At 63.4% G+C, this 19,122-nt stretch carries 8 protein-coding genes and 1 pseudogene; 8 read left to right on the top strand and 1 reads right to left on the bottom strand.

Annotated elements, in window-relative coordinates; translation table 11 throughout:
- The first annotated feature begins 130 nt into the window (after positions 1 to 130).
- From BTO02_RS16865 to BTO02_RS16860, 3 genes and pseudogenes are all read left to right on the top strand, one after another.
- Positions 131 to 8,154, top strand: a pseudogene (locus BTO02_RS16865) (hemagglutinin repeat-containing protein).
- Positions 8,155 to 8,168: 14 nt separating this feature from the next.
- Positions 8,169 to 8,306, top strand: a complete 138-nt coding sequence (locus tag BTO02_RS34360) for a hypothetical protein (RefSeq protein WP_156883847.1) — start codon at positions 8,169 to 8,171, stop codon at positions 8,304 to 8,306.
- Positions 8,307 to 8,921: 615 nt separating this feature from the next.
- Complete coding sequence (locus BTO02_RS16860) at positions 8,922 to 10,649, top strand: ShlB/FhaC/HecB family hemolysin secretion/activation protein (RefSeq protein ID WP_075157990.1); 1,728 nt, start codon at positions 8,922 to 8,924, stop codon at positions 10,647 to 10,649.
- Positions 10,650 to 10,686: 37 nt separating this feature from the next.
- On the opposite strand, the gene BTO02_RS16855 is transcribed toward BTO02_RS16860, so the two are convergent.
- Complete coding sequence (locus BTO02_RS16855) at positions 10,687 to 11,100, bottom strand: hypothetical protein (RefSeq protein WP_075157989.1); 414 nt, start codon at positions 11,098 to 11,100, stop codon at positions 10,687 to 10,689.
- Positions 11,101 to 11,651: 551 nt separating this feature from the next.
- Between BTO02_RS16855 and BTO02_RS16850 the strand changes: the two genes are divergently transcribed.
- The 5 genes from BTO02_RS16850 (at position 11,652) to BTO02_RS16830 (ending at position 19,032) form a co-directional block, all read left to right on the top strand.
- Positions 11,652 to 11,969: a hypothetical protein gene (locus BTO02_RS16850; protein WP_075158954.1), complete on the top strand. Its 318-nt coding sequence runs from the start codon at positions 11,652 to 11,654 to the stop codon at positions 11,967 to 11,969.
- A gap of 22 nt (positions 11,970 to 11,991) precedes the next feature.
- Positions 11,992 to 12,702, top strand: a complete 711-nt coding sequence (locus tag BTO02_RS16845) for a response regulator (protein ID WP_075157988.1) — start codon at positions 11,992 to 11,994, stop codon at positions 12,700 to 12,702.
- A gap of 23 nt (positions 12,703 to 12,725) precedes the next feature.
- Positions 12,726 to 14,084 carry an ATP-binding protein gene (locus BTO02_RS16840; protein WP_075158953.1) on the top strand — a complete coding sequence of 453 codons (1,359 nt, stop codon included), beginning with the start codon at positions 12,726 to 12,728 and terminating at the stop codon, positions 14,082 to 14,084.
- 81 nt (positions 14,085 to 14,165) lie between these two features.
- Entirely contained in the window at positions 14,166 to 16,196 is a 2,031-nt protein-coding gene (locus tag BTO02_RS16835) for an amylo-alpha-1,6-glucosidase (RefSeq protein WP_075157987.1), read from the top strand.
- Positions 16,197 to 16,278: 82 nt separating this feature from the next.
- On the top strand, positions 16,279 to 19,032 hold the full coding sequence (locus BTO02_RS16830) for an MGH1-like glycoside hydrolase domain-containing protein (RefSeq protein WP_075157986.1): 2,754 nt from the start codon (positions 16,279 to 16,281) through the stop codon (positions 19,030 to 19,032).
- Positions 19,033 to 19,122: the final 90 nt, after the last annotated feature.

Genomic DNA, 19,122 nt, shown 5'->3' with positions numbered 1-19,122 from the left:
CTCGATCAGAACACTCCGATTTTGTAAAAAGCGTTGTATCTGGCTCATTGCTGTCGCGTGTGACGAGACGGGGGGCGTGGTCGCGCGTTAGTTTACGCGCCGTTAGAAGTTAGCAATCCAAACGACGCGGATGAACCGGAATAACTACCGGCTGGTTGATAGCCGGCTCAGAGAAATGCCTGTCGCAGTCAGCGAAATGACGGCGGCAAGTGGAAAAGAAACGGGGCGGACTGGAAGGATCCAAAGCAAGGCGCGGAAAATTCCTGCTGTCTTGCCGTTCGAACTGAAACAGATCGCCATTGCCGCGTCGGTGCTAACGGGCGCTTTGCCTTCATGGGCTGATGTGCAGACGCCGGGTGGAATCGTTCCGTCGGGTCCGAATGCGCCTGCAATCGTTCAGACGCACAACGGACTGCCGCAGGTGAATATCAACCGGCCGTCCGGCGCGGGCGTGTCGATGAACACCTACGGCCAGTTCGATGTGCAGCCGCGCGGCGCGATTCTGAACAACTCGCCGGCGATCGTGCAGACGCAGCAGGCGGGCATGATTAACGGCAACCCAAACCTCGGCGCCGGCGAGGCCGCGCGGGTTATCGTCAATCAGGTCAACAGCGGTGCGGCTAGCCAGATCAACGGCTATCTGGAGGTAGCGGGCCGACGCGCCGAAGTGGTCATTGCCAACGGCAGCGGCATTTCGGTCAACGGCGGCGGATTCATCAACACGTCGCGGGCGGTGCTCACCACTGGAACGCCGAACCTTGCAGCCGACGGTTCGTTGTCCGGCTTCAACGTATCGCACGGGAACATCGGCATCGCGGGCGCGGGGCTCGATGCGTCCAGTGTGGATCAGGTCGATCTGCTTGCGCGAGCAGTGCAGGCGAATGCAGCGATCCATGCGAAGAACCTGAACATCGTGACCGGCGCGAACGCGGTCGGGCATGACACGCTCAACGCGACGCCGATTGCCGGCGACGGTCCTGCGCCGGCTGTGTCGATCGACGTCGCGAGCCTCGGCGGCATGTACGCGAACCGTATCTGGCTGGTCGGCACGGAGCACGGCGTTGGCGTGTCGACGAAAGGCGTGCTCGCGGCGCAGGCCGGCGACCTCACGCTGACGACAGAGGGCAAGCTGGTGCTGGCGGGCCAGACGAACGCGAGCGGCGATCTGATCGTCAGTGCGCGCGATGGCATCGACAATATCGGCACGACGTACGCAAAGCAGAACGTGATGCTGAGCACGGCCGGCGCGCTGACGAACAGCGGTCTGTCTGGCGCGCAGCAGAACACGACCGTCAGCGCCGGCTCGGTGAGTTCGACCGGCACGCTCGCGGCCGGCCTGAACGCCGATGGCTCGCTCGCGCAGTCTGGCGCCCTGAATGTCAGCGCATCCGGCGCTGTCACGGCGACGGGCCGCAATGCGGCGGGCGGCAATGCGCTCGTAAGCGGTGCGGCGGTCAGTCTCGCGGGCAGCACCACGTCTGCCAACCGCGCGATAGCGCTCGCGGCGATCGGCGGCGACCTGAACCTGTCGGGCGCGACCACGACCGCAGGCGGTTCGCTCGACGCGCGCGCGGCAGGCACGCTCACGAACGACAGCGGTGCGATGTCGTCGGGCGGCGCGCAGACGATCACGGCGCACGCGGTTTCGAACCGGGGCGGGCGGATGGTCGCGCCGCATCTGACGGTGACGGCGAGCGGCACGCTCGACAACAGCGGTGGCGACATCGACGCCAACGCGCTCGCGCTGCACGCGACGACCCTGCTGAACCACGCGGGCACGATGACGCAATACGGCCTGTCGTCGATGGGATTCGACGTTAGCGGCACGTTCTCGAACGCCGGCGGCCAGATCATCGCGGCGGGCCGGATCGACATGCAGGCCGGAAGTCTGAACAACGTGCACGGCGTGCTTGCCGCACAGGGAACATCGCAGCCACAATTGCAGGCGACCTGAACAACGCGCAAGGCACGGTTCGTTCGCTCTCGTCGCTGTCGCTCGCAAGCGGCGGCACGCTGACGAACACCGATGGCCAGATCCAGTCCGGCACGGGCACAGCGGGCGACGCGGGCACGCTCGCGATTCACGCCGCTACTGTCGAGAACACGGACGGTCTTGTCAGCAACCTCGGCACGGGCAACACGGCGGTGCAGGGCGGCAGCCAGACCGTCAACCGCGGCGGCGTGATAACGGGCAACGGTCGTGTTGCCGTCGACACGTCGGCGCTCGTGAACACGCAGAGCGCTCAACGCGGTGGCCAGATCAGCGGCGCAAGCGTCACGGCGCACGGCGATACCGTCGACAACAGCGGCGGTCAGATAGGCACGCTCGCCGGCTCATACGGCGACGTCGCAATCACGACAAGCGGCGCGCTCACGAATGCGAACGGCCGGATCGGCGCGACGCACGACCTCGCCGTCCATGCCGCGACGCTCACGGGCGGCGGCGCATATAGCGCAGCCCATGACGTTGCCGTGACCGTTCAGAGCGATTTCGCGGTGACGCCCGATGTCCGGTTCAACGCGGGGCATGACCTGTCCTTTACGCTGCCGGGTACGTTCAGCAATGGCGCGCTGGTTGAGGCGGCGCACAACCTGAATATCCGCGCGGGTGACGTGCGAAACAGCGGCACGATGATGGCGGGCGGCATACTCGCGACGCATTCGGACACGCTGGAAAACACAGGCGCGATGGTCGGAGGCAGCGTCTCGCTGAATGCGACACACAGCCTGTCGAACGTGGGGCCGACCGCGCTGATCGGCGCGACCGACAGCGACGGCACGCTCGAACTGCTCTCGAACGACATCGAAAACCGCGACGACACGACGGCCACCGACACCCAGGCGACGACGGCGATCTACGGTTCCGGCAAGGTGGTGCTCGCAGGCGGCAAGGACGCGAACGGCAACTATACGAACGCGGGCCTGGTCCGAAACCAGTCGGGGCTGATCGAATCGGCCGGCGATATGGAACTGCGCGCCGGTCAGGTGACGAACACCCGCACGACGATGACGACGACCGGGCTGAACCAGCCGGTGGACCCGGGCCTGCTTGCCGGGCTCGGCATCGGCCTGTCGGGCTGTACGGCGATTCACATGAACGCCTGTTCCGCGGAGCATCCGTATGTCGGCTGGACCACGCAGGGCGACGCGAACGCAATCGGCGGCGCATACATCGAACCGCCGCACGGCGGCCAGTGGAACAGCGGCTACCAGTACACGACCTACACGGGCGCGGCGGTCGCGAACCTGATTGCCGGCATCAGCCCGCAGGCGCAGGTCATCGCGGGCGGCAACCTCGATGCGTCGAATGTGGGCGTGTTCCGGAATCACTGGAGCGCGGTGGCGGCGGCCGGCGACATCGCTGCGCCCATGGCGCTCGACCAGGACAGCTGGCAGGCTCAGACAGCACCGGGCGTACAGGTTACGTATTCGGGCTACTACCACTACACGAACTACGACCACAGCGTTGCGGACTGGACCTTGCCGTTCGGCGATGCGCCGTTCATCGGCTCGCGGCCGGGCGGTTACGCGCAGGCCGCGCCGGCCGATGTCCGCCATTACGCGCTGCCGTCGTATGAGTCGAGCTTCGTAGCGGGCGGCACGCTCTCGGGCAGCGGCATCCGTATCGACAACACGGCGGGCAATGCGGGCGTTCCGCCGGCGGGTCTCGCGCCGGGTCAGGCGATGCCGGGCGTCGATATCGGCGGCATGGTCAATCCTGTCATCGCCGGCGCGACGGCGCAGACCGTGCTGCAGAACCTGTCGATACCCCAAGGGGGCCTCTTCAGTCCCGCAACCGCGCCGGGCGCAACGTATCTCGTCGAAACGAACCCGGCGTTCACGAACCGGAAGACGTTCATTTCGAGCGACTACTACCTGCAACAGCTTGGCCTCGATCCGCAGACGACTGCGAAGCGCCTGGGCGACGGGTTCTACGAGCAGCAGCTCGTGCGCAACCAGGTGACGTCGCTCACGGGCAAGGCGGTGCCCGGCCCGTACACCGACCTCCAGTCGATGTACGAGTCGCTGCTCGAGGCGGGCGCGTCGCTGTCGAAGTCACTCGATCTGCCGCTCGGCATGAGCCTGTCGCCGGAACAGGTGGCGGCGCTGACGGGCAACGTCGTCATCATGCAGACCCAGGTAATTGACGGGCAGGCCGTGCTCGTGCCTGTCGTCTATCTTGCGAAGGCCAGTCAGCAGAACATGAGCGGCCCGCTGATTGCCGCAACCGGCATCGACATCCGGAACGCGAAGACCTTCACGAATAGCGGCACGGTGCAGGCTGGCAATACGCTGTCGATCCAGGGCAACCAGATCAACAACGCATTCGGCACGCTGCAAAGCGGCGGTCTGATGTCGCTGAACACGAAGGGCAATATCGACCTAACTTCAGCCACGGTGAACGCCGGCAGCCTCGCGCTCAATGCGGGCGGCGACCTGCTGCTGAACACGGCGGTCAAGACCGTTGACCAGGTGAGCGCGACCGGCGCGACACGCACCACGACCACACTCGGCCCTATTGCGAACCTGAATGTCGCCGGCAATGCGGTCATCGTGACGGGCGGCAACATCGAGCAGAACGCAGCCAATCTGAACGTGGGCGGGAATCTCGGGATGGCCGTGGGCGGCAACTACGATATCGGCGCGGCGCAAACCGGCGAGCACAAGATCGTCGAGCGCGCTAACGGCGTGTCGAACACCGACTTTAACCAGACGACGGGCAGTTCCATAAACATCGGCGGCGTGTCGATCATTGGTGTTGGCGGCGACCTGACGGCGACCGGCGCGAACATCAATCTTTGGGGCGGCGGCGTCGTTGCGGCAAACGGCGACGTGACCTTGCAGGCAGCGAAAGCAACCTCAACGACGGATAGCAACAGTTCCGGCAGCGACAGCCACGGCAGCTATTCGGAGTTTTTGCACCGGTCGGACGACACGCTGACGGCGACCACGCTCAACGCGGGCAATTCGTTGACCGTGGCATCGGGCAAGGATATCAACGTCACGGGCAGCGCGATCAGTCTCGACAAGGGTACTGCGACGCTCGCCGCGTCGGGCAACGTGAACATCGGCGCAGCTACGGAAACGAACGTCGAGAATTCGCAGGAGCAGCACAAGCACAGCAACGTCGTAAGCGGCAAGGAAGTGGCGAGTTCGAGCAATACGACCACTACGCTCTCGCAAGGCAGTCTCGTGTCGGCTAACGCCGTGTCAATCGCAAGCGGCAACGACATCAACGTCAAGGGCAGCACGATTGTCGGCACGAACGATGTGGACCTTGCCGCTGTAGGCAATGTGACGATCACGACATCGCAGGATACTCAAACCTCGCAGTCGTCTTATAGCGAGCGCAGCACAGGCTTCGGTGCGGGCGGCGGCATCGGCATTTCATACGGCACGAAGGCGCAATCAGACACGGCCAACGACACAGCCGTAACGAATAATGCGAGCACGGTCGGCTCGCTCAACGGCAGCGTGAATATCTCGGCAGGCAAAGACCTGCACGTTACGGGAAGCAACCTGATTGCAGCGCAGAACGTTACGGGAACCGGACAGAACGTGACGATAGATTCGGCCGTCGATACCGCGCATCACGACGAAAGCCACGAAGTCAAACAGTCCGGCTTCACGCTCGCAATAAAGGCACCTGTCATCGACTCGATTTCGAACACGGTCGACCAGTCGCGTGCAGCCAGCCGCAGCCAGGACGACCGTGCGGCAGCGCTTCACGGCATGGCAGCCGCAAGCGGCGCGATTGATTCGCTCGGTGCGGCAGGCGCGCCGCTCGGCGATCTTGCAAACGGACGGAAGCCGGAAGCCAGGATTGAACTTAGCTATGGCAGCAGCCACAGCAAGAGCACCCACACCGAAGACAGCACCGCGAACCGCGGTTCGCGCGTCGCGGCGGGAGGCACAGCAGCATTTGTGGCCACTGGCGATGGCACGCCGGGAAGCGGCAACCTGACTATTGCCGGGTCGAACGTGAATGCCACTGACGCGATTCTTGCCGCCAACAACAAGATCAATCTGGTCAATACGACCGACACGGATTCGACGCGAAGCACAAACGAGTCCAGCAGTGGAAGCGTCGGAATTTCGTATGGTACGAGTGGCTTCGGTGTCGACGCTTCGATGTCGAAGGCGCACGGCAACGCGAACAGCGATTCCGCCATCGCAAATAACACGCATATCAATGCGGGTAACTCGGCCACGATTCTGTCGGGCGGCGATACGAACATCATTGGTGCGAACGTGAATGCGCGTCAGGTCAATGCAGACGTGGGTGGCAATCTGAACATCGCGAGCGTGCAGGACACAATGACCAGCGCTGTGCATCAGGAAAGTTCAGGCGGTGGCTTCTCCGTCAGCCAGGGCGGCGCAAGCGGCAGCTTCAGTTCACAGCATGGCGACGCAAGCGGTAACTATGCAGGCGTGAACGAACAGGCCGGCATTCAGGCGGGCGACGGCGGATTCAACGTCAACGTGAAAGGCAATACCGACCTGAAGGGAGCGACGATTGCGAGCGCGGCGGACGCGGCGCACAATAACCTCTCGACCGGTACGCTCACGTTCAGCGATATCCAGAACAGTTCCAGCTACAACGCGCATTCGGGTGGAATTGGCGGCGGCGTGACATTGGGTGACGGTGGCTCGAACTACGCAACGCACGGCAATACGTCAGGTTCGAATACGGGCGGCGTCGCGCCGATGTTGAGCCAGAACGACAGCGGCAGTGATAGCGCGACGACGCGCAGCGCTATCAGCGCCGGCACGATCAGTGTGACGGACGCGGCCCACCAGACGCAGGACGTTGCGAGCCTGTCGCGCGACACGACGAACACGAACGGCACGGTCGCCAAACTGCCGGACGTGAACAATCTCCTCGACAGGCAGTCCGACATGATGGCGGCGGCAAGCGCGGCCGGCGAAGCGGTCTCGCGCCGCGTCGGAGATTTCGCGCAATCGAAGTATGACGAGGCGAAGGCGAACGGCGACCAGGCCGGCATGGTCGCATGGAAGGAAGGCGGCATTGCGCGTGCGGAAATGCAGGCGGCGGGCGCAGCTATCGTGACCGGGCTCGCGGGCGGCAACGCCGTGGGCGGTGCGGCGGGCGCAGCTATCGCGTCCATCGCGGCGGGCAAACTCAGCGAACTGAGCGGCGCGATTGCCGGCGCGAATCCGACCGGCAGCGGTAACGTAAATACCGTGCTGGGGAACATCGTCGCGAACGCAATCGCGACTGGCGCGGGCGGTGCTGCCGGCGGTAACGCAGGCGCGGTCTCGGGCTACAACGTCGACCGTTACAATCGGCAGTTGCATCCTCAGGAAAAATCGAAAGCACAACAGATTGCAGATCAAGCGAAGGCGCAGGGGCTGAAGAATGCCGACGGCTCGCCGATCATAGCGGCACAGGTTGAAAACGCGATGCGTGCGGCGAATAACAGTCAGTACGGGGAGTATGCGTCGGCAAGCGTGGCTGTTCCGTTGAACGCAGATACGCCGAAGAGTGCGATCTATGACACGACGGGCATGAAACTGGTGACGGACAGCAGCGGGAATTATCTGGTGCAAGATCCGTCAATGCTGACCACGCCATCGAAGGCCGTGCAGGACTTGATTACGCAGAGCACGGGCGGCACAAACTCGCCATATAGTTGGGGCACGCCAAGCACTCAGGCCGCAACACCGAAGGTTGATCCGAATGGGCCGTTCTCGCCGGGATTCAATACGGGGGATTATTCGGCGGGGTTTGGGGAGCATGGCCGAGGACTTGCGCCGGACTATGCAACAACGAGTGTCAGTGTTCTATCTGGAAGCGGTACGGCAGCGTTGAATCTTTATGATGGGTCGAGTTATGTATCCGGTGGGGTTTCGATGACAAACCCATCGGCTGTTTCCTATCAAGCTGGTTTTAGTAGTTCAATCGGTTACATCTTTGGAGCGAAAAACGCCGAAGATACGCGAAACTTCTTGGCGGGCGACGGAAATCAAGCGTTTATCTCTGTACCAACACCTTTAGGTATCAACGTCTTTGGTGCTGTAACACATGCTTATGGCGGCTCGACGGCATTGGAGGTTGGCGTTGGAACACCGGGCGCATTTAGCTTTGGCGTGCTTCCTTGGGGGCATTCAACTCAAACCACTGGAAAGTAACTAGGGAGGCTTAAATGGCTGCAGGTGGAGGTCCAACCCCTGAGCAATGGGCGAAAATGACGCGCGGAGAAAAACTCGCTTATTGGGTTTGTGTCGGAGCCGCGTTCGCCTTGATAGGTGGGTTGCTGATTAAAAAATTCTTCTTTAATTAAAACGACAAACCCGGCCTTGCACCGGATTTGTCGTTTGTAGCACCCGACCATTGCTGAAACCGTTCAAGCTAACGGCAGAATCGTTAAGAACGGTACCCGTGATGGCATTGACATTCGTGACGTAATCGAAGCGGCTAGTAAGGGTGGCGGAATCGTCACGGCATTCCCAACAAACGTTCCGAGAAATCCTAAATGACGATGCAGCAAGAGCCTTTGGCGAAATTGAGTGACTGATACGCGAATCTCTTGAACAGACCTGGAGCGAAATCTCTGAAAGTGACCGCCATAACGTATCGGAATATATTGACTTCGGCGACTATGACGTGGCCTATGAGCTGCTGACGTACGTTCTTGATAAGTTACAGATTGCCCATCCAGAGTCGTTGCCGGCTGCAGAAAAAATGATGGGTATGAATAGTTGATGTGAGTGTGGCCAGAGGTGATTCCGTTTCTGGCATTGCCTGCCTCGTCTCCGGCTTTGCTCGAAGACGGCCACGTCAAAGTCACTCATGGCAACGATGAAGTCAGTTCAGATTCCAGCGAACTCCCGAGGCGACTGCCCGGCAAGTAACCTTATCGCGGCAACCTGAAATCTAGTTCTAAAAAACTTCTCGCATGAAAATCAAAAACAGCCTGGCGGCTTTGCCGCTCACGGCTTTGGTCGCGCTCGCGCCCAATGTACAGGGGCAAAGCCTCGGCGGCCTCGAAACGGAACAGAACCAGCAGCAGCGGCGCGACGCACAGCAGCGTGAAGCGGCAGTAACGGCACCCACCGTGCGGTCCACGCTAACGAAGCCCGAAGCCTTTCCTGCCTTGCCTTCCGAAACGCCGTGCTTCCGCATCGACCGGTTCGCGCTCGACGTACCCGACAGCCTGCCAGCCGCAGCGAAAGCAAAAGGCGCTTCGGCATTGCCGCTCGACCCGTTCGCATTCGCCCGCGAATGGCTCGACCACTACAAGGGGCAATGCGTCGGCAAGCAAGGCATCGACATACTCGCCAAAGCACTGCAGCAGGCGGTGCTCGGTCGGGGCTACGTGACCACCCGCGTACTGGTGGTACGGCAAGACCTGACGGCCGGCACGTTGTCGTTCGCGCTCGTGCCCGGCCTCGTGCGGCAGGTTCGACTCGCAGACCCTTCCATGCGGGGCACATGGAAGACCGCGTTCCCCGTCACGGGCGGCAGTCTGCTGAACATGCGCGACCTTGAACAGGGTCTCGAGCAGATGAAGCGCGTCGCGAGTCAGGACGTGGACATGAAGATCGAACCGACCGACATGCCCGGCGAAAGCGATGTCGTCGTGACGGTCAGACGCGCGAAGCCCTGGACGTTCGTTGCATCGGTCGACAACTCGGGTACGTCGTCGACCGGAAAATGGCAAGGCAACGTCAGCCTCGGCATCGACAACCCGCTCGGGCTCAACGACATATTTTATGTAGGCGCGAATCAGGACCTGTCGTTCGGCAACAAGTCGATCGGTTCGCACGGCTTCAGTGGTTCGTACGCCGTTCCGTTCGGCTACTGGACCGCGACCCTGTCAGGCAACACAAACACCTACTACCAGCACATTGCCGGTGTGAACCGCACGTTTGTTTCGAGCGGCAATTCACAGACCGCCGCCGTGCGCATCGCGCGCGTGCTGTCGCGCAGCCGGAACGACGTGCTCGGCGGTTATGTGCAGCTCTCGAAGCGCTTCGGCGACAGCTTCATCGACGACGCAACGATACCGACACAAGACCGCAACAACACGTTTTTCGAACTCGGCGTAACAGACCGGCATTACTTCGGCGCGGCCCAGTTCGACGGCACGCTCGCCTGGCGCCAGGGCATTGGCGGCCTTGGCGCAACGCCAGACCCGTACATCGACGGCCCGACGTACCGCTTCCATATGGCCGCGCTCGACGCGAACCTGTCCGTGCCATTCGCGATTGCATCGCAGAATTTCCGCTACGTCACGACACTACATGGTCAATACACGCGCGACACGCTGTTCTACCTCGACGACCTGACCATCGGCAGCCGCTACACCGTGCGCGGGTTCGACGGCGAAACGATGCTTGCCGCAGAACGAGGTTTTTTCTGGCGCAACGAACTGCAATGGCCGGTCCTCGCAACCGGACAAACGCTATACGTGGGACTCGACTACGGGCGCGTATTCGGACCGAACACGGCATTTCTGGCGGGGACTCAACTGGCAGGCGCGGCGGTTGGCCTGCGCGGCGCCGTACCCGCGAAGTATGCCGGCGTCACCTACGATCTGTTCGCGGGAACCCCGCTGTACAAACCAGCGGCATTCCCGACTGCGCGCGTGACGCTTGGCGTCTCGCTGGCCGCAAGCTTTTGAACGCACGAGCCACGTCACCGGCCCGTGCCGGCGGCACTCACCCGATCTGCTGCTTGAACCGCTTCCAGCGAGGCGTGTGCTTCAACTGCGCGATAGACATATGCTCCATATCCATGCGTGCCTCGGACGCGTAGTTTCGCGCGAGGCTTTCGAGCCCCTCGAGAAGCGCCTTCCGTTCTCGCGACGATCCCTGATCGCGCGCGATCATGCCGGCCATGGCGCTGATCTGGTCGAGTTGCCGGCTCGCCCGGATCGCCTGATGGACAGCCGCGACGCTGAAGCGCTCCAGATGCGCGTATCGCTTCTTGCGCTGTTTGGGCGAAATGGATTGGCGCGTGTCGTTCGACGCGTCACCCTGGGCCGTGCCGAGCGCGATCCGTTCCGCGTTTCGCAATGTCTCGTCGCGAAGCGTCCGTTGTTCGTTCGAAACTGTTTTGGTGTGATTGGTCATTCTGCTTCCTCCGCTATCTGAGAAGGCCCGCGACCGATCGGAAGAGAGGTGAGCGGGCACATGACAGGGTTGGCAGACCGGTCAAGTAATCCATAAACCGGCAGACCCGAAGGTCTCCCTGCCATGGCCCGCCCATTGACTATAAACGTGCGGAGGCAGCACACGGCCTGCCGGAGCAGGCGTGTGGGATTACTTGTTTCAAGCTGCCAAGCCTGATCCATCAAACTTTGATGGAATGCGAAGTATAGAGCGCCGCATGCGCTCGAAGACCAACCACACAGGCTATTTTCGCGCTCGCCAAGGATACGATAATTTCCTTTCCTAATTAATGTTCAAGAATGTCAGAAAAGCCGCGCTTACATAGATAGATCTTGCGCATGTCATACGAGTCACACGATTCATTCGACGTTTTCGCGGTTGTTGCTCGCGACATTGAATGACATAGTTTTCCCGTTGCGTCGAGTGCGGCGAACGACAAGAATGCTCCACGTCACCGAACGGTTCGCGGCACATCGCAAGCGACGCAGGTGAGCGCCTCGACGGAGGAAGAGATGAAGAAGTGGATTGCGATGCTGGCGCTGTACCTTGCATCGATGAGCGCGTTTGCGCAGGAAGCGCCGACGCAAAACGCACCGGCGATGCAGGGCATGGGAATGGGCGGCTCGGGCCGCACGCAGCGTATGCTGCAAAAGCTGGAAGAACGCTTCACCGCCGCCAACACGACGCACGACGGCAAGCTCACGAAGCAGCAGGCGGAACTCGGCATGCCGCGCGTCGCGCAGCATTTCGACCAGATCGACACACAGAAGGTTGGATATGTAACACTGCCGCAGATCGAGCAGTTCCTCGCAACACAACGGCGCGAATAGCGTGTTTCCGAAGGAGCCTTGCATGGACCGGTCGCCCCGCATCATCGTGCTCGACGACGAAGCCGAGCTGCGCAATATGCTGCAGCGCTTTCTGACGTCGCAGGGTTTCTCGGTGCGGGTGGTGGAAAACAGCATGCGCCTCAAGCGCTATCTCGAGCGCGAGCCGTTCGACCTGCTCGTGCTCGATCTGATGATCGGCGACGAAAACGGTCTCGATATCTGCGCGCGCCTGCGCGCCGAGGGCGAAACCGTGCCGATCCTGATGCTGACCGCGAAGGGCGATCCGCTCGATCGCGTGGTCGGCCTCGAAACCGGCGCCGACGACTATCTCGCCAAGCCGTTCCTGCCGCAGGAATTGACCGCGCGCATCAATGCGCTGTTGCGCCGCCAGAAAATCGCGGCGGGCGATCCGACCGTCACGACGCAAACGCTGCGCTTCGGCGAGTTCCGGCTCGACGTCGGTAAAAGTCTGCTGTTTCGCGGCGACGAACCGATCGAACTCCATTCCGCCCAGATGCTGCTGCTGACCGCGCTCGGCTCGTCGCCGAACCGCGCGGTGAGCCGCGACAATCTGATCGCGCGCGCCCGCGGCCGCGACCACGACGCGCTCGACCGCAGCATCGACGTGCAGGTGCTGCGGCTGCGCCAGGTCATCGAAAGCGATCCGTCGAAGCCGCGCTTCATCAAGACCGTCTGGGGCGTCGGCTATATGCTGATCGCGGACGTCGAATAATCGCGCGCCTGATGCGCAGCTTCATGCCACGCCCGATGCCGACCTCGATACCACGCTCGCTGCCACGTCTGTTGCCGCGCTCGCTGCTTGCCCGCAATATCGTTCTGTTGTTCGCGCTCGTCGTGGTCAGCGAGGCGTGCTCGCTGACGGTGCTGCTGCACTATGTGCAGCGACCCCGCGTCGAGCGCGCGGCCGCGGTGTTCGGTGCATACATCGCCACGCTCGACACGGTGCTTGCCGCGACGCCGCCGGCCTCGCGCGACGTGACGGCTGCGCGTATCCGCGCGCGCGCCGATGTGCCGCCCGATGCGCTCGCGCAGCCGCCGGTGAGACCGCTCGAGTTTTACCGCACGCACGAACTCGGCATATTTCTCGAGACGCTGCGCCGCTATCTGCCCGCGGGCAGCGACGTGCGCTGGGAGGCCGAAGCCATACGCGGGGCGCCGCAGACGATGTGGCTGCGCGTGCATATTGCCGACACGCCCTACTGGATCGCGCTGACGCTGCCCGAAGAGGCGCAAGGCGGCCGGCTCCTGAGCGCGCTGCTGCTGGCGCTGTCGCTCGGCGTGCTGGCCGCGCTGACCGGCTTTCTGCTCCAGTTGCATCTGAACCGGCCGCTGCAGCATCTGGCCGATGCGGCGCGGCGCATCAGCGCCGGCGACGCGCCCGCGCCGCTGCCCGTCGACGGTCCGACAGAAATCGCGCAGGTCAGCACGGCGTTCAACCAGATGACGCAGGCGCTGCAGCAGGCCGAAGCCACGCGTGCGGTGATGCTCGCCGGCATTTCGCACGATATCCGTACGCCGCTCACGAAGCTGCGTCTCGCGATGGCGATGGCCGGCGCGCCGCGCGACGCGCCGTTCACCGATGCCGCCGAGTCATACCTCGATCAGATCGACACGATCCTGCAGCAGTTCATGGACTATGCGGGCAGCGGCGAACGCGAGGCCGCGCAGCCCGGCGATCTCAATGCGCTCGTCGAGCAGCTCGCTGCGGATTTCGCGGGGCTCGGGCATGATTTCGAACTGTCGCTTGCGGAGCTGCCGCCGGTCGCGTTCCGTCCGATCAGCATGATGCGGCTGCTCATGAACCTGATGCAGAATGCGGTCAAGTACGGTCGCAGCGGGTTTGCGGTGCGCACGTGGCGCGATGCGCACGCGGTGTATGTCGCGGTCGGCGATCGCGGCACCGGCCTGTCGGCCAGCGAACTCGAAGCGCTGAAGGCGCCGTTTCAGCGCGGCAAGAACGCACATAGCGGAACGAGCGGCACGGGCCTTGGCCTCGCGATCGTCGAACGGATCGCGCGCCTGCATGGCGGCACGCTGCAGTTCCATCCGCGCGACGGCGGCGGGCTCGAAGTGTGGGTCGTGCTGCCGCAATGACGCAGCGCTTGCCGCGAAGCGGGCCGCACGCATCTATCCAGAGCACGACGCGAGTCAGTAAAGGAGCGAGAGGGCATATCGATGACGACCATCGCGGGGCCGATCGGCAGCGAGCATCTCCAGGACGAATGGCTCGAAGCAGACGGCTTCGGCGGTTTTGCATCGGGTACGGTCGGCATGCCGCGCACGCGCCGCTACCACGCGCTGCTGCTCGCGGCGACGCGGCCGCCTGCGGGTCGCATCGTGCTCGTCAACGGCATCGAGGCGTGGGTCGACATGAATGGCAAGCGCTATGCGCTGACGACGCAATGCTATGTGCCCGACCTGAATGTGCCCGATATCGCCGATCGTCTGCTCGGCTTCACGACCGAGCCGTGGCCGACGTGGCGCATCGCGCTCGGCGCTTTCGCGGGAATGAGCGCGGACATGAACGCCGAAGTGAGCGCCGAAGTGTTCGTCGCAAAAGCAACCGGCGAAACTGTATTGCGCTGGCGTCTGCAATGCAGTGCGAGCGCGGCAAGCGCAACGAACGGAACGAACGGAACGAACGGCGGCAGCGACCGGGAGCTTCCATGCGGTGTCACCTTGCACGTGCGTCCGCTGCTGTCGGGCCGCGACTATCACGCACTGCACCATGAGAACGGTGCCTTCAATTTCACCGCAGACCTCGACGGTGCCTGCGTGCGCTGGCGACCGTACGGCGACTTGCCGGCGATTCGCGCGGCATCGAACGGCAGCTATGCGCATGCGCCCGACTGGTACCGCAATTTCTGCTACGCGGTCGAACGCGAACGCGGGCTCGAATTCACCGAAGATCTCGCGGCGCCGGGCATTTTTTCGTTCGATCTTTCGGCGTGCGATGCCGTTATGATCCTGAGCGCCGAAGGCGTATCGCGCGCGCAAGCGTTCGACACGTCCGATGCATTCGCGCATGCGCAGCGGCTCGAATATGTGGAACGCACGCGTCGCGCGGCATTCGCGTCGCGCCTGCATCGCTCGGCCGATGCGTACGTGGTCGCGCGCGAAGGCGGCCGCACGATCGTCGCCGGCTTCCCGTGGTTCACCGATTGGGGCCGCGACACGTTTATCGCGATGCGCGGGCTGCTGCTCGCGTGCGGACGCTACGACGAAGCGCAAGCGATCCTGCTGCAATGGTCGGCCACGCTGTCCGAAGGGATGCTGCCGAACCGCTTTCCCGATTACGGCGATACGCCCGAGTACAACTCGGTCGACGCATCGCTGTGGTTCGTCGTGGCCGTGCACGACTATCTTGCTGTGCAGCATGCGTCGGATGCGACGCGCCGGTGCTTGCAGCAGGCCGTCGACGCAATACTCGCGGGCTATTCGCGCGGCACGCGCTTTGCCATCGGCGCCGACCAGGACGGCCTGCTGCGCGCGGGCGTGCCCGGCGTGCAACTGACGTGGATGGACGCGAAGATCGGCGACTGGGTCGTGACGCCGCGCATCGGCAAACCCGTTGAAATTCAGGCGCTGTGGATCAACGCATTGCGCATCGCGTCAAACTGGAATGCGCAGTGGCAGGCACCGGCCCGACGCGCGGCGCGCGCTTTCGTCGAACGATTTGTCGATCCGGCCAGCGGCGCATTGTTCGACGTGATCGACGTCGACCATGTAAGCGGCACGTTCGACCGTGCGATTCGCCCGAACCAGATTTTCGCGGTCGGCGGGCTGCCGTACCAGATCGTCGATGGCGCGATCGCGCGCGCCGTCGTCGAGCAGGTTCGTGTCCATCTGCTCACGCCGATGGGCCTGCGCACGCTCGCGCCGTCGGACCCTGCGTATCGCCCTTACTATGCGGGAGGGCCGCGCGAGCGCGATGGCGCCTATCATCAAGGCACGGTGTGGCCGTGGCTGCTCGGTCCGTTCGTCGAAGCGTGGCTGCGCGTCGAGGCGCCCGATGCGGCGGCGCGCGCGGCGGCCTGGGAGCGCTTTGTCGCGCCGCTCGATGCCCATCTCGATTGCGCGGGCCTCGATCACATCAGTGAAATAGCCGACGCAAACGCGCCGCATCGGCCCGCGGGCGCGCCGTTTCAGGCGTGGTCGCTCGGCGAGCGGCTGCGCATCGATGCGCTGCTGGCCGCGCGGGACTAGCGATACCCCGCTAATTGCGCAACGCCGCGCAAAGCGCGCTACGATGTGACTCCTGCTGCCTTGTCAAAAGGAGGACGCTGTCATGCCCTGCCTTCGCGCCTGCAATCTGCTCGACACCGTCGAGGGCGCCCGTCTGCATTCCGCCGACTGTGCGCACTGGCAACGCTGGGGTCCGTATCTGAGCGAACGCCAGTGGGGCACCGTGCGCGAGGACTATAGCCCGAACGGCACCGCATGGGATTACTTCCCGCACGATCACGCGCGCAGCCGCGCGTACCGCTGGGGCGAAGACGGCATTGCCGGCTTCGGCGACGACATGCTCAACTGGTGCGTGTCGCTTGCGCTGTGGAACCGGCGCGACCCGATCATCAAGGAACGTCTGTTCGGTCTCACGAACTCGCAAGGCAATCACGGCGAGGACGTCAAGGAACTGTATTTCTATCTCGACGGCACGCCGACGCATTCGTACATGCGGATGCTGTACAAATATCCGCATGCGGCGTATCCCTACGCGGACCTCGTCGAAGAAAACGCGCGCCGCGGCGCCGATATGCCCGAGTACGAAGTGCTCGACACCGGCGTATTCGACCATTCGCGCTATTTCGACGTGACCGTCGAGTACGCGAAGCACACGCCCGAAGACATCGTGATGCGCGTGACCGTCGAGAACCGCGCCGACGAAGCGGCGTCGCTCGACGTGCTGCCGCAGATCTGGGCGCGCAACAAATGGTCGTGGCAGGGGCTCGAAGACAAGCCCTCGCTGATGTTCGAGAGGATGCGCGACCGCACCTATCTGTTCGGCCGCCATCCGGGCTACGAATCGATTATCGTCGCCGCATGGCGCAAGGACGTCGAGCGCGAGAACACCGGTTACGGAACCGGCGTCGAATGGCTCTTTTGCGAGAACGAGACCAATCCGCGGCGGCTGTACGGCATGGAAGATGCGATCGGCCCGTTCAAGGACGGCTTCAACGACTACCTCGTGCACGGCGAGCGCGACGCGGTGCGCCGCGATTCCGGCTCGAAGGCGGGCGCGCACGTGCCGCTCGAACTCGAGCCGCACGGCACGGCAGTCGTCTATTTGCGCTGGCGCGTCGCGTCGTCGCCCGATGAAGTGCCGCTCGATTGCGAGGCGCTGTTCGCGCGCCGGATCGCCGAAGCGGACGAATTCTACGGCGTGCTGCAACGCGAAATCGAAAACCCCGATGAACGTCTCGTGCAGCGCCAGGCGCTGGCCGGCATGCTGTGGTCGAAGCAGTTCTACCAGTTCGACGTGCAGCGCTGGATGGACGGCGACCCGGCACAGCCGGTGCCGCCCGCGGGCCGCCGGCGCGGCCGCAATGCGGACTGGCGGCATCTGTGCAATGCGGACATCGTGTCGATGCCGGACAAGTGGGAGTACCCGTGGTACGCGTCGTGGGATCTCGCGTTTCATGCGGCGGCCTTCGCGCTCATCGATCCCGCGTTCGCGAAGCGCCAGTTGCTGCTGCTCGTGAAAGACCGCTATCAGCATCCGAACGGCCAGTTGCCCGCCTATGAGTGGGCCTTCGGCGATGCGAATCCGCCCGTGCACGCATGGGCCGCGTGGCGCGTCTATGAGATCGATCGCGCGCTGACCGGCAAGGGCGACCGCGATTTTCTGGAGCTCGTGTTTCACAAGCTGCTGCTGAATTTCTCGTGGTGGGTCAACCGCAAGGACGCGGACGGCCGCAATATTTTTCAGGGCGGCTTTCTCGGGCTCGACAACGTCGGCATCTTCGACCGTTCGTCGCCGCTGCCGACGGGCGGCCATATCGACCAGGCGGACGGCACCGCGTGGATGGCCGCCTACGCGCTCGACCTCATGCGCATCGCACTCGAGCTCGCATACGAAAACCATGTGTTCGTCGATATCGGCGTGAAGTTCTTCGAGCACTTCCTGTATATCGCCGAAGCGGTCAGTTGCGAGGACGGTTGCGAAACGGGTTTGTGGGACGGGCAGGACAGCTTCTTCTACGACAAGCTGCGCTTGCCCGACGGCAGCAACGTGCCGATGCGCGTGCGCTCGATCGTCGGGCTGATTCCGCTGTTCGCGGTGCACGCGCTCGAACACCGGCTGCACGGCACGCTGCCCGGCCTGCATGAGCGGCTCATGTGGTTCTTCCGGCATCGGCCCGACCTCGCGCGGCTCGTGTCGCGCTGGAACGAGCCGGGCAAGGGCAATACGCTGCTACTGTCGTTGTTGCGCGGACATCGGATGAAGGCGCTGTTGCGCCGCGCGCTCGACGAAACCGAGTTTCTATCCGACTACGGCGTGCGGGCGCTGTCGCGCGTGCATTGCGACGAGCCTTTCGTCTTCCGGTTCGACGGCAAGGAATTTTCCGTCAAGTATCTGCCCGCCGAATCGGATTCGCGCGTGTTCGGCGGCAACTCGAACTGGCGCGGGCCGATCTGGATGCCGGTCAATTTCCTGCTGATCGAATCGCTATACGAATTTCACCGCTACTACGGCGACGATTTTCTTATCGAGTATCCAACCGGGTCCGGCCAGCGGCTGTCGCTGCGCGAGATCGGCGACGAACTCGCGCGCCGCCTCACGAAGCTGTTCCTGAAAGACGCGAACGGCAAGCGGCCGGTGATGGCCGCCTATCCGCAACTGCAGGCCGACCCGCGTTCGGACGACCTCGTGCTGTTTCACGAGTATTTCCATGGCGATACGGGCCGCGGCGTCGGCGCGTCGCATCAGACGGGCTGGAGCGGGCTCGTTGCGCTGCTGCTGCAGCCGCGCGAAGCGGCGGCGTCGGGCCTCGTGCCCGCGGCGGCCAGCGAAGCCGAGCAGGCCGAGGCGGTCAAATAAGACAAACGCAAACCGCGCACGCATGCAGCAACGGCCGCCCGATACGCACTCGCACTGGCATCGGGCGGCACAACTTGCTGGCCGTTGCGC

The organism is Paraburkholderia sp. SOS3, assembly GCF_001922345.1.
Lineage (GTDB): Bacteria > Pseudomonadota > Gammaproteobacteria > Burkholderiales > Burkholderiaceae > Paraburkholderia.
This window is presented reverse-complemented; position numbering and strand designations above follow the sequence as displayed.